The following is a 12565-nucleotide window of genomic DNA, read 5'->3' on the forward strand; positions in this document are numbered from 1 at the left end:
ATTAATGAGTATTAAAATTACCTGCAACAATAAAAATCGTCAAAAGAAACTTTCAGGAATGAACTAAATCTTTTGAATGCAGCTTTGTTTCTCAATACTCCGGTAAACTTTTACAAATGACTGATAATTAGTTGTTTAAACAATTAATGACACAAAACACAACTCTCTCATAATAAAAACTTTGCGTATTAGCATCACTGCGTTTAAGTTTTTTAACTGACTATTGTTTCTGCTACAATGGCAAATTACTGCGCAATCGTTTCCCTCTGCCTTCGCCACCACCTTCTTTTCTTCGTTTGCCCATTCCTTCTCCTAATTTTCCTGAGGAAGCACTTTCACCGTCTTTGGCACACCGGCCTAATTTTCGTCCTGTTTTTGGGCCTTTCCCTTCCGGTCCCGTATGATCCATTTTTGGCATAATATTATCCTTTAATGCGTTCAACAATATCTTTCACTTTCAGGTCTTCTTCTTCAATGATGACCATCTGAATATTAAATTTTTCCAGCAGTTCTTTGGCTTTTGGTCCAAAATCTCCGGATATAACTTTCTGAGCACCTAATTCAACTGTTTTTTCGGCGGCTTTTGTCCCGGCTCCTCCCTGTGCTTCAGCATTTTCATTCTTGTGAAACGTTGTCTCTCCAGTCTCTTCGTTAAGGATACAGAACCAGGCAGCACGTCCATATCGCTTATCAAATGGTGCATCGACTGTATCGGCGGTTGATGTTATTAATGTTTTCATATTTTTTGTTTGTGTTCTTTAGGCGCTTAGCGCATAAAACTAACCAACATGTTGTTTAAGTTGTAAATCCCGCATAGGACTTTTTTCAGGCTTGTTCTGAAAAAACGTAGTACCTTAACTCTGATTTTGTTGTATTTTTTGGCAAAATATTTATAAAAATGGCTGCGCCATTTGTTGTTTGGATCACCGAATTTACGCGAATTAACGCGAAATTAGTCGCATCTTTGATGCGACAGTAATTCGGTGTCATTCGTGCCATTGACAACATCATAATTGATTTTCTAAAGTGTTCTCGAACTCCTTCCAGTCGTTTCATCCGTATAAAATTTATTTATTAAGGTCGGATGGAACTCGCATGATTGAGTTTTATACATGTTCTTTTGAGACAATCTTTGTCATGCTCGTTTCGTTGACGACAAAAAATAATTGCGTAGCAATTGCTAATCCGACAAATATATGACTTTAGCTTTTTAGTTATTTTTGGCTCTGACTTATCCAGGTTAGGGTTATTAAAATCCTGTTTGTCTTTATTTTTCAATAATTGGGCAGGTTAATAGAAATAAGAATTGATCATTATTGACTGATTTTAAGCAATACCTCCTTGAAAATTTGCAATACATGGCAAACCAATTGTTTATGCCTAAAGAGGTTTATTTGTTAAAATACAGTATATCAAAGTTGTATAAATCATCTTACATCTTATATCTAAAAATCTAACGATCTATTGTTGAGCCTAATCCTAAAAGTCTCTATTTGCCAATCTCATTGTTTAAGAATATCCTGTAATTAATTTTTTAACCTACTGTTTCTTGTCCGTTAACTACTTCACCGTCTCAACATTATATGATTTACAAACAGGACAATTCCTTTCCTTTATCGTTTCGGGTACAGTAAACCGGGCAAAACATCTGTTGCAGACAAGCCAGCTTTTATCAAGTAAAGCGTGACCATAGACCGCTTTAATTTCCCTTACTTCAACAAAGGCACGGGCTATTTTTTGTCGCGCCCCTTCATAAATACGCGCAAAAGTGGCTCTCGAAATACCCATAATCTCTGACGCTTCCTGATGCGTCATCAAATCGTAATCGGCCAGCTTTAGCGCCTCGTATTCTTCGTAGAGCAAATCTACCGGTTTTTGTCTTCTCTGTTGATGACCGTAAGGCTTATACCCTTTAAAACCAGGCGGCTTTACAACCTTTCTCAATGATTTTGGTCGTGCCATAATGAACTATAACTCATACAAAAGTAATGAGAATATTCTCAAAATAAAAATATAAAAAAAAATTTAATCCAAAAGCCATTTCCATGCCGGCTGAACAGCTATCCTTCCCTTACGAGTTCGGTAATAGCATGTACAGTGGCATCAGTCCCCAACTTAATCATTTCATCTGCACGGTGGAAATCGAATGTATTGGCAGAATCGGCAGGAATATTAATGAGAATATCCGGCCGGTAACGCTCAATATTCATTTTTGCGAGTTTGTGGATCATCGCTCCGGAGCTGGTTGTAAGAAGCGATATATATCCCAGGCTCTGTTTATCTCCGGTAGCTATTAAATTAGTGAAAGCATTGATCAAACCGTTATGGCCATTTTTCTCTTTTCCGTTTTTCCCGTTTTTGCTCTGGCTGACACTCTCTACTCTGGGTTGCTTTTCTCCGTATAAATTGACAACCACCAGCAAATCATCTTTATCGCGTTGGACATGCTCAATAGGGACAGGATTTAATATTCCACCATCTACTAAAAATGTATTTTTATATTTTACGGGAGTAAACATTGCCGGAATGGCAATAGAGGCTCTGACAGCTTTGTAATAGCTCCCCTTATCAAAGACAATTTCTTTTTCGTCAAGAATATCTGAGGCCACGGCTGTAAAAGGGATGGGCATATCTTCGATATTCATATCAGGGATAAAAGTTTTCATTTTATCAAAGACTCTCTCCCCTTTAAGAAGGCCGCTGTTGATAAAAGAAAAATCCATCAAATCCCAAACAGCACGACGGTCAAACGTTTTTATCCACTCGCTGTAGACATCCAGTTTCCCCATAGCATAAAGTCCGCCTATAACAGCACCAATAGACGAACCCGATACCGAAGTTATATTGAACCCCTGTCTTTCCAGCTCTTCAATGGCACCAATGTGTGCAATCCCCTTAGCTCCACCACTTGATAAAACCAGAGCAACATTTTTCTTTAATTTACTCATATCTACTATTCAAAAAAATAACCTGATATTATTGATGAGTGCGGACTAAAGAGCATTTTTATTACCGAACTCTATGTTGTTTTAAATTCTTGAATCCTCATTAATAATAAGTTAACTCCGGTACATAAATTTAAAACGCCTCTATTTTGACAAAAATATGCCTTTTTATACCACTCTCATTGATATTTCAATACTTCGTTAAACTTTTACAAATGTCAGTTAAGGTAAAGACGATCAAATCGGGTGTCTCCACTCATATAAAAAATTTGCGTCATTGCGTCTCTGCGTTTAGGCGCTTTTAAACTGACTATTGGATATTTCATTCGGTACCTGATAATTCTCTTCCAGAAGCAAACTCTTTGGTTCAAATTTAAAAAATCTTGTTCCAAACGCCCTTTTTTGAAAACAAAAACTTAAACGCAAAGAAGTATGTTGTGTTTATAATTCACACTACTGGCTACTGACTAAAAACTAATGACTAAATTACTTATCTCTAAAAATCTGATAATCTATTAAAACAATCTTTGCCATGCTCGTTTCATCCTTGCTATCGAAATATCTGTAATATAGGACGGCCCTCATAACAGTCATCCCCGGGCTAAAGTTCCTCCGCTAACTCTTCGCCCATTCACCAGGCGTTTTTCCAAACTCTTCCTTGAAGGATTTGCGAAATTGAGCCACGCTCCGGAATCCAATTTGTTCGGCAACCTGTGAAACCTGAATCCCGTCGTTCTTTAGAAGAGTTGCTGCCTTATGAAGACGAATTTTCCGCATGTAATCGGCAGCTGTAATGCCGGTAACGTTTTTAAACTTTCTGTAAAACGATGAACGGCTCATAAAAAGTTCTTTGCCAAGAACTTCAACGTTAAATGCGGGATCGGCATATCTTCTGTCAATCAGAGCATTCACAGTTTCCAGAAAATCTTTGTCAGACTTGGAAAGACCGGCGTTCACGATACCCAACTCTTTCTGCTCTTCCAGATGCCTGGTTAACTTGCTGCGGTTTTCCAGGATGGCCTTGAGCCGGGCAAGGAAAATTCTGCTGTTAAACGGCTTTTCAATATATCCGTCAATTCCAAGCTCAAATCCCTCAATATGCGTCTCTTCATCTGTTCGTGCCGTGAGAAAAACAAATGGAATATTGGCGGTATGAACATCTGATTTGATTTTCCTGCAAAATTCAATTCCATTCATAACCGGCATCATAACATCAGAAACAATGAGATCGGGCTTAAAATCATAAACCTTCCCGACAGCATCACTCCCGTTATGGGCGATGCAAACTTCAAACCACCTGCCGAGCAATTCCTTTAAAAACCGGGACAGTTCGATATTATCTTCAGCAATCAAAACTTTTTGCCTTCCAAAGCGGGAAAAATTCTCAGGCGCTTCATCCAGGAAAATCTTATCATCATAGAGGTAAGTAACGGTAGAATTTTTTTCGAAATCGTTTTCACCAAAATGCTCCCTTCCCTTGAGAAAACTCAGCCGAAACCGGGTTCCACGCCCCTCACTGCTCTCTAATTCAACAGTACCCTTTTGAAGTTCGGTTAGTCCCCTGACGATCGTCAGCCCAATGCCATGCCCCTCAACATGACCGGCAACCTTCCCGGAACGATAAAACCGGTCGAAAATGCTATGCAATTCATTTTTTGATATACCTATTCCCTGGTCTTCAACATCAATATAGAATTGGTCATCTGATTCGCCGATACTGACCATCACAGCTTTCCCTTGAGGCGAATATTTTATGGCATTCGACAATAAATTATAAAGAATATTTTCTAATTTATCGGCATCGAGCCACACGGACAATCGTTCAGGGAAGCTGTAAAAAGCCAGTTCAATATCATTTTGAGCCGCTACCGGCCGAAACGATTGAACAATTTCCGAGACAAAAGCCACAAGCTCAAAATTCGTGACAGACAATTTTAGTTGTCCCTGGTCTAATTTACGTAAATCGATAAGCTGATTGATCATGTTCAACAGTCGATAAGCATTTCTTCGAATGGCATGAATCGCTTTGTTCTTTGGCCCGTCAAGACTGTCGAGATGAGCCAGAATAAGTGTCAGTGGTGTACGGAAATCGTGGGAAATATTTGTATAAAAACGTAATTTTGACTGATCCGCTTCATGCAGCTTTTCCGACATTTCAAGTATCTGCTTATTTCTTGTCCTCAATTCTTTCGTTTGCTCATCAACCGTGCTTTTCAGGAGCAAGTTTCTTTTTCTGATATGCCTGAGTCTGATTTGATATCCGCCGAAAACACCTCCCAGCAACCCGACAATCAGTACACCTTTAAACCAGACTGTTTGCCAAAAAGGAGGAATAATAACGATTCTCAGCCGTTGGGTAGCATCAAACGATTGGCGACTGGGTGCAGCCTGCAGCTCAAATGTATACTCACCCGGAGGCACAGCCGTATAGGAAGCCAATCGGTTAGCGCCATCCGAATACGTCCACTCTTCCTGCAGGCCCCTCAACCTGAACCGGAAAACATTGTGATTGGGATAATCGAAAGGATAGGCATTAAATTCAACAGAAAATGAATTCTCATCATGTTTCAATCGTATCAGGCTATTCTCCTTCAGGCTTTTATTTATTAAGACGCGATCGCCAATGCTGTCTCCGGGCAATATTTCGCGGTTAAACAACCGAAAACTTTCAAAATGGATTTTCATTCCGGGATGTAAGGTCGTGATGCTGTCGGGATGAAAGCCAACCACCCCGGTATAGCCACCGTAATAAATAAACCCGTCGTCAGAAAAGTCATGAGCATCATCCATAAAGAAATCATTCGTCAGAAAAGTCACGAATTGTTCGTTTTTTACATCAAAACGGGTAATCCCCCGATTGGTGCTCATCCACAAAATATCTTCAGCATCCCCATACAAACTATAAACAATGTTGTTTGACAAACCATCGCTTTCGAAGTACTTATCAATAATGCTGTCGCCCGATATCGAAAAAAGATTCAAGCCTGCATTGGTCCCAATCCACAAACTGTCACCATCGACCCACAAGCAGTAAGCTTTATTGTCCGACAAACCATGAGTAGAGCTCCTGATACTTCTTATCGGCTCATCAGGGCCACCATATTTCAGAAGCCCGTTTTCGTCTTTAGCGATCCATAAACTACCATATTTGTCTTTAACAATATCACGAACACTGCCGGAGACACTTTCATCAAGAGAAAAAACAGACAGTTCACCGGTTTTTAAATTAACTTTCCCGGTTCTTTGTGAAGACGTCAAAGTAACAATTCCGGGTTCCAATTCCTTTACCGAATAACACTGATAGGGCCAGTCCCACGAAAACCTGCAGTTAACCGCTTCAATACGTTGATTTGCCTGATTATAAATGCACAATTGACCGCCTTCTCCTATCCATATATTGCCCGATGAATCTTCAAAAATATTCCGCACATTATTGATATTTCGTTTTGTACCCTCGCGGGTGAAGTAATGGCTAAAATAACGTTGTTCACCGTCTTTATCAATGATACCAACACCCTCTCTGTCGAAACCCAGCCAGATACCTCCATCGTCCCTTTTGCATATTGCCCTGACCGGATCGGTGTCGGGGCTGTTCAATTTTTGCCTGCGCCAGTTGTAATGAATAAACTGGTTCTTATTGTAACTGAAATAATTTAATCCGTTTTTAAGTGTACCTATCCACAAATTTCCCAACGCATCAAAACGCAGATGTGTAACGTGATATCCTTTAAACGACGAGTCATTCTCAGGATCATAACTAAAGATCGTTGTCGAAAATCCACTGTCACTTCTCTGAACCCGGGCCAACAGATTATTGTCGCCAAACCAGAAATTCCCTCTGTGAACGGCAAAACTATTAAGCAAAGAAGGTTCCAAAAAAGAGAGTCCAAGTTCACGGAAAGTTGCAACAATTTTACGCGACGCAAACTGATTCGATATTCTTTCAATTCCCGAATCTGAAACACCATACCAGACAGAACCGTCCTGTTGAAGATGAAAACAGGGAGACCCACTGATATCCACGGGAACAATGCTTAAAGTTGAACCCATTTTTATTCAGGCTTAAATATTGAATACCAAAACCTCCATAAATTATTGTGCTGTCTCCTTTCAAAGCGATTCCATGTACCCAACCCCGTGCCTGGAATTTTTTACACGTATTTTTCCTGATATTCAAAAGGCCAAGCTGATCGTTGTCACTGAACCAGAGTAAAGAATCGTTCAACTGAACCAGATTATTTACAGGTGCAATACCTACAGAATCGAAAACAGAGTCGGGAAAATGTCGGAACCGTTGCACGTCAGCCCGATAATGATTCAGAACCCTGTCCCGTGTGGTAACCCAGATATCGCCATTCATCCCCCGTCCCATCGAAATAATATGATTCCCGGAAATACCCTCTGAATCATCAGACAATGGTTTGAAGACTTCAAACCCGTAGCCATTATATTTATTCAGTCCGTCAAGTGTACCAACCCAGATATTTCCAATGTCGTCAATAACCAACCCGTTGATGTTGTTTTGTGACAAACCGCTGGAAATATCAAAACGGTCGAAACGTGGTGCCTGTCCGAAAGCACTCACCACAACAGAAAAACACAGTACAATTATATTAACAACAAGCTTCATTTCTTCTCACCTTCCGGCTGCTGAATTAAAAACGTCTATATTTGACACAAAAACATCTCAGGCTGCAAGTTAACAAACCTTAAATTGCCAACACCAATTAAATTTGAAAAAAACGAGAGTCATGCGAAAAAATCTATTTCTTTTATCGGTTATATTTATAACCTCATGGGCAGTTTTAAACGGACAAAATTCCGAAAAAGAACTGTTCAACGGAAAAAACCTCAATGGCTGGAAAGTCCTTAACGGTAATGCTCCCTACGAAGTAACTGACGGAATGATCGTTGGCACTTCGGTAACCAATTCTCCAAACACCTTCCTGGCTACAAAAAAGAAGTTCACAAATTTTGTTTTGGAGTACGATATGAAAATGGACGAAGGATTGAACTCCGGAGTTCAAATAAGAAGTCACAGCAACCAGGATTATATGAACGGCAGGGTGCACGGCTTGCAGGTAGAATGCGAAGACACACAGCGCGGATGGTCGGGTGGTATTTACGATGAAGCCCGAAGAGGATGGAGGTATCCCCTTGAATACAACGAACCTGCAAAAAAAGCTTACAAAAAGGGTGAGTGGAATCACTTCAAAGTTGTTGCATTCAACAATAATATCATGACCTGGGTCAACGATATTCCTGCAGCAAACCTTGTGGAGGAAGAGACAGAGAACGGATTCATTGCACTACAGGTACATGGCATAGGGAATAACGAATCGCTTGCCGGCAAAAAGATTCGCTGGAAAAATATCACGATAAGGGAAATTGGGGCTGAAGATTTTTCAAAGTACAAGAATAATACAGCACCCGAAGTCAGTTATTTAAAAAATCAACTGACAGAAAGAGAAAAGTCAGACGGCTGGAAGTTGCTTTGGGACGGTGCAACCACGAACGGATGGAGAGGTGCGAGATTAGACCATTTCCCCGAAAAAGGCTGGAGTATCAACAATGGTATCCTGAAAGTGCATGCATCGGGAGGAGGCGAAGCAACCAATGGCGGAGACATAGTAACCACAAAAAAATATAAAGATTTCATTCTGGAAGTTGACTTCAGTTTAACCAAAGGAGCCAACAGCGGAATTAAGTATTTTGTTGACACAGAACTCAACAAAGGACCTGGCTCATCCATCGGCTGCGAGTTTCAGATTCTTGACGACCGTTATCATCCTGATGCAAAAAAAGGAGTCAAAGGCAATCGCACACTTGCTTCTCTTTATGACCTGATACCTGCCAACGGACTGGAATTTAACCCTCACCTGCCCACGACAAAATATGTCAACGGATATGATCATTGGAACAGGGCACGAATTGTTGTTAAAGGCAAAAAGGTTGCGCATTATCTCAACGGCATCAAAGTAGTAGAATACGAGCGTGATACCCAAATGTGGAGAGCTCTTGTAGCATATAGCAAGTACAAAGACTGGCCGAATTTCGGAGAGTATGAGAAAGGTAACATTCTCTTACAGGACCATGGTAACGAAGTTGAATTCAAAAATATAAAAATCAAAGAATTATAGACCTCTCAACCAATATCAATATGAGTGACAACAAAAATACACGAAGGGAATTCCTGAAAAAAACAGCAATAGGGGCAGCGGGACTGACTTTTGCAGGTATGGGTATGACAGCACGAAGCTATGCCTCGATAATGGGGGCCAATGACCGGCTGAATGTTGCAATAATCGGACTTGGACGCCGACTGGGTGCATATATTCCGCCAATCGCAGCTGCCGAAAGTAATGTAAGGCTGCTCTATTTATGCGACGTTATGCAAAGCCAGATGGTAAATGCTGGCAAACGATTTGCACAAGTGCTTGATTACACCCCAAAACAGCAAGAAAACTTCTTCAAAGTCATCGATGATCCAAATGTAGATGCTGTGTTACTTGCCACTCCCGATCACTGGCATGCTCCGGGCACCTGGCTCGCCAACGCCGCCGGAAAACACGTCTATGTTGAAAAACCCTGTACGCATAATCCGTATGAAGGAGAACTGCTCGTGAAATCGCGCGACCGGTACGGTAAAATAATCCAGATGGGAAATCAGCAACGCTCATCAGCAGAGACCATCGAAATTATCCATGAAATCCATAACGGGGCGATTGGAACACCATACATGGCCAAAGCGTTCTATTCCAACGCCCGTGGACGAGTGGTGAATCCCACAGAAGCTCCGGTACCGGACGGACTGAACTGGGAACTATGGCAAGGACCTGCCCCGCGCAAGACTTACAAACACAACACGTGGGATTACAACTGGCACTGGTATGGATGGGATTACGGAACAGCCGAGACCGGTAATAATGCAATTCACGAGCTGGATGTTGCGCGGTGGGCATTACAGGTTACTTTTCCGGAAGAAGTAATTGTTGATTCCGGGAAATATCATTGGCCCGATGACGGCTGGACCATGTATGACACTATGGATGCAACTTTTCGTTTTCCCGGGAAAAAGGTGATTAAATGGGATGGCAAAAGCCGCAACGGACACAAAACTTATGACGCCGGCCGCGGAACCATCATCTATGGAACAGAGGGTAGCGTTTGGGTTGACCGTGGTGGGTACAAACTTTTCGATCGCAGCGGCAACCTCATCCGCGAAAGGCAATCGGGAAGCAGCGAAGGAGGTACACAACTCGGAGGCGGCGGCGACATGTCAACGCTGCATGTCCGGAATTTCTTCGAGGCCATACGCGGTAAAGAAAAACAACGTTCTCCCATCGATGAAGGCGCAATAAGTACATTGTTAGGACATCTGGCAAACATATCTTCCCGTACCGGGGAAATGCTTAAATGCAATCCGGAAAACGGGCATATTATAAACAGCTATAAAGCAATGACATTGTGGGAACGCGAATATGAAAAAGGATGGGAACCAAAACTTTAAGCATCCATATCATAAATCCGCCTTCCTGATGAATACTGTCCTGGACATGGTTTTCTGGGGCATCGGAAAGGAATGTGCCGAAATTGCGTCATCAGCCATTATCGCAAAGATAAAGAGGCTTCAGGAAGTGCTTGACAGATATGACAGCAAAGCTGAAACTTACCTTATAAACCAGGAAGCATCACAAGGGTCTGTCCCGGCCAGTCCCTTGCTGATACATTTTATCCGGCAGGGTATCAACTTTTTTAATCTGACTGATGGCTATTTCAATATTTTCGGTGGCAAGATTTACTCATGGCTAAAAGAAAACAATCGTGTAAATACACTTTACCCGCCATCATTCACCCATCCTGAAGAAATAATACAGATAAATGGAAAACACAACACAGTGCATTTTCTGACAGATGATATATCACTTGATTTTGGAGGAATGGGGAAAGGAATCGCATTGGACGCTGCTGTCAACATAATTGAAAAGCATGGAATATTCAACGCATTTATAAGCTTTGGAGGAAGCTCTTTTCTGACGAGGGGGCATCATCCGCACGGAGATTTCTGGCCTTTTGCTTTAAAGTCGGGCGACAAGCAGGGTGAGATATGGAAACTAACAGATAGCGCCGTTTCGGTAAGCGAAACAAAAACAGGCCAAAATAAACGCCCTCACATTTGGAATGTAAAAGAAAAGATACCGGTATCATCAGACCGGATTTCATGCGTTCAGGCGCAAAGCGCCGCCGATGCCGAGGCTTTATCAACGGCACTTATTGCAGCACCCGCAGGAAAGCGAAAAAGTATCATTCAAAATTTTAAAGTAATACAATGGAGAGTATTCAATACCACTCACGAAGAGAGTTCCTGAAAAAACTGGCCATCACCGGATCGGCAGCAACATTGGCTGCCATGCCCTGGCTTAATGCATTTGCCGAAAATAATCAAACGCGTAAAAATCCTTCGGACAGGGTACGACTTGCAGTAATTGGTACGGGCAGCAGAGGTAAACAATTGATGCGCTTCTTGTTGGATATGACAGAAACAAAAAACATGGAAATTGTTGCTCTCTGCGATATTTACAGGCCACATCTTAGTGAGGCGGGAAAAATGTGCGACGAAAAAGGCATAAAGGTAAAGCTATATTTACATTATGAGGATTTACTTTCAAGTGAAAAACCGGATGGAGTAATCATCGCCACTCCGCTCCATCAGCACGCACATATAACCATAGATTGTTTAAAAGCGGGTATTCATGTTTTTTGTGAGAAGGCTATGGCCCGAACCATGGATGATACCAAAGCAATGTACGACACTCATATCGAAACCGAAAAGATACTTCAAATTGGGCATCAGCGTCTTTTCAATCCCGTCTATCTCGAAGGAATAAAACGCATTCACGACGGAGAACCCGGCCAATTAGGTCAAATTCGTGCTTACTGGCACCGCAATAACGACTGGCGACGTCCGGTTCCTGACAAAACCGAAAAAATGGAACGCTTCATCAACTGGCGATTATATAAAGAATACTCAGCCGGCCTGCTCACAGAACTGATGTCGCATCAGATACAGGTAGCCAACTGGGCGCTGGACAAAACGCCTGTTTCGGTTACCGGAACCGGGAGTATTGTATTCTGGAAAGACGGACGTGAAGTTGATGATAATGTGGCTCTGATCTATTCTTACGATAACGGGGTTCAGTTCATTTATGACTCCATGACGAGCAATAAAAAGTACGGTCTTGAAGAACAGATCATGGGCCATAAGGGCACCATAGAATTTGAGACCAACCGGTATTATACCGAAACACCTCCCCCTGCCCCGGGCATCCTTCAATTACTGAACGATATTGAATCGGGACTGTTTGAAAAGGTAAATATAGGCGGTGCAAGCTGGATTCCTGAAACAGCTGTAAAATATAACGGAGAACCCATCATCGAAAGTACAGATTTTTACGATACAGGGTTACAGCTTGAAGGATTTATCAGCCACATCCGAAACGGAAAAGCGCCGGAAAAACTAATCAGGGAAGGCTATAATGCAAGCATCTGGACCTTGCTGGGAGAAAAAGCCATAGAGACAGGGAAAAAAATAACATTACCGGAAAAATATCAGATATAAG

General features: G+C 41.7%; 11 protein-coding genes. 4 read left to right on the plus strand and 7 right to left on the minus strand.

The features are described 5' to 3' along the window. Positions 1 to 232: 232 nt before the first annotated feature. The 7 genes from ATH1_RS0107440 to ATH1_RS22185 all read right to left on the minus strand — a co-directional run bounded on the left by ATH1_RS0107440 (position 233) and on the right by ATH1_RS22185 (position 7575). Entirely contained in the window at positions 233 to 418 is a 186-nt protein-coding gene (locus ATH1_RS0107440; RefSeq protein WP_010419651.1) for a DUF5320 domain-containing protein, read from the minus strand. A gap of 4 nt (positions 419 to 422) precedes the next feature. Beyond that, on the minus strand, positions 423 to 740 hold the full coding sequence (locus ATH1_RS0107445; protein WP_010419654.1) for a NifB/NifX family molybdenum-iron cluster-binding protein: 318 nt from the start codon (positions 738 to 740) through the stop codon (positions 423 to 425). A gap of 85 nt (positions 741 to 825) precedes the next feature. After that, positions 826 to 1056 carry a hypothetical protein gene (locus ATH1_RS0107450; RefSeq protein ID WP_010419657.1) on the minus strand — a complete coding sequence of 77 codons (231 nt, stop codon included), beginning with the start codon at positions 1054 to 1056 and terminating at the stop codon, positions 826 to 828. Between the two features lie 504 nt (positions 1057 to 1560). After that, positions 1561 to 1962 carry a DUF134 domain-containing protein gene (locus tag ATH1_RS0107455; protein ID WP_029164010.1) on the minus strand — a complete coding sequence of 134 codons (402 nt, stop codon included), beginning with the start codon at positions 1960 to 1962 and terminating at the stop codon, positions 1561 to 1563. 98 nt (positions 1963 to 2060) lie between these two features. Continuing rightward, positions 2061 to 2948, minus strand: coding sequence for a patatin-like phospholipase family protein (locus tag ATH1_RS0107460; protein ID WP_010419662.1), 888 nt, complete (start codon positions 2946 to 2948; stop codon positions 2061 to 2063). Positions 2949 to 3560: 612 nt separating this feature from the next. Continuing rightward, complete coding sequence (locus ATH1_RS19200) at positions 3561 to 6995, minus strand: hybrid sensor histidine kinase/response regulator transcription factor (RefSeq protein ID WP_010419664.1); 3435 nt, start codon at positions 6993 to 6995, stop codon at positions 3561 to 3563. Next, positions 6889 to 7575, minus strand: coding sequence for a ligand-binding sensor domain-containing protein (locus tag ATH1_RS22185; protein ID WP_010419668.1), 687 nt, complete (start codon positions 7573 to 7575; stop codon positions 6889 to 6891). Before ATH1_RS22185 ends, ATH1_RS19200 begins: the two co-directional genes overlap by 107 nt. A gap of 121 nt (positions 7576 to 7696) precedes the next feature. On the opposite strand from ATH1_RS22185, the gene ATH1_RS0107470 reads away from it, so the two are divergent. Genes ATH1_RS0107470 through ATH1_RS0107485 form a run of 4 tightly spaced genes read left to right on the plus strand, consistent with a single transcriptional unit; the run spans position 7697 to position 12564 of the window. Beyond that, a complete protein-coding gene (locus ATH1_RS0107470; RefSeq protein ID WP_010419671.1) occupies positions 7697 to 9085 on the plus strand; it encodes a 3-keto-disaccharide hydrolase in 1389 nt (462 codons plus the stop codon). Positions 9086 to 9105: 20 nt separating this feature from the next. Then, entirely contained in the window at positions 9106 to 10455 is a 1350-nt protein-coding gene (locus tag ATH1_RS0107475; RefSeq protein WP_010419674.1) for a Gfo/Idh/MocA family protein, read from the plus strand. A gap of 28 nt (positions 10456 to 10483) precedes the next feature. Further along, complete coding sequence (locus ATH1_RS0107480; protein ID WP_245531740.1) at positions 10484 to 11314, plus strand: FAD:protein FMN transferase; 831 nt, start codon at positions 10484 to 10486, stop codon at positions 11312 to 11314. Then, positions 11275 to 12564, plus strand: a complete 1290-nt coding sequence (locus tag ATH1_RS0107485) for a Gfo/Idh/MocA family protein (RefSeq protein WP_010419678.1) — start codon at positions 11275 to 11277, stop codon at positions 12562 to 12564. Before ATH1_RS0107480 ends, ATH1_RS0107485 begins: the two co-directional genes overlap by 40 nt. Position 12565 lies beyond the last annotated feature (1 nt).

Origin of the sequence: Anaerophaga thermohalophila DSM 12881 (assembly GCF_000191885.1) — a bacterium.
Taxonomy (GTDB): Bacteria; Bacteroidota; Bacteroidia; order Bacteroidales; family Marinilabiliaceae; genus Anaerophaga; species Anaerophaga thermohalophila.

What these genes read in the sequence shown, in the direction of transcription:
- ATH1_RS0107480 (WP_245531740.1), top strand. Translation starts at nt 10,484, where the DNA reads ATGAATACTGTCCTGGACATGGTTTTCTGGGGCATCGGAAAGGAATGT.
- ATH1_RS0107455 (WP_029164010.1), bottom strand. Translation starts at nt 1,962, where the DNA reads ATGGCACGACCAAAATCATTGAGAAAGGTTGTAAAGCCGCCTGGTTTT.
- ATH1_RS0107450 (WP_010419657.1), bottom strand. Translation starts at nt 1,056, where the DNA reads ATGAAACGACTGGAAGGAGTTCGAGAACACTTTAGAAAATCAATTATG.
- ATH1_RS22185 (WP_010419668.1), bottom strand. Translation starts at nt 7,575, where the DNA reads ATGAAGCTTGTTGTTAATATAATTGTACTGTGTTTTTCTGTTGTGGTG.
- ATH1_RS0107475 (WP_010419674.1), top strand. Translation starts at nt 9,106, where the DNA reads ATGAGTGACAACAAAAATACACGAAGGGAATTCCTGAAAAAAACAGCA.
- ATH1_RS0107445 (WP_010419654.1), bottom strand. Translation starts at nt 740, where the DNA reads ATGAAAACATTAATAACATCAACCGCCGATACAGTCGATGCACCATTT.
- ATH1_RS0107460 (WP_010419662.1), bottom strand. Translation starts at nt 2,948, where the DNA reads ATGAGTAAATTAAAGAAAAATGTTGCTCTGGTTTTATCAAGTGGTGGA.
- ATH1_RS19200 (WP_010419664.1), bottom strand. Translation starts at nt 6,995, where the DNA reads ATGGGTTCAACTTTAAGCATTGTTCCCGTGGATATCAGTGGGTCTCCC.
- ATH1_RS0107485 (WP_010419678.1), top strand. Translation starts at nt 11,275, where the DNA reads ATGGAGAGTATTCAATACCACTCACGAAGAGAGTTCCTGAAAAAACTG.
- ATH1_RS0107440 (WP_010419651.1), bottom strand. Translation starts at nt 418, where the DNA reads ATGCCAAAAATGGATCATACGGGACCGGAAGGGAAAGGCCCAAAAACA.
- ATH1_RS0107470 (WP_010419671.1), top strand. Translation starts at nt 7,697, where the DNA reads ATGCGAAAAAATCTATTTCTTTTATCGGTTATATTTATAACCTCATGG.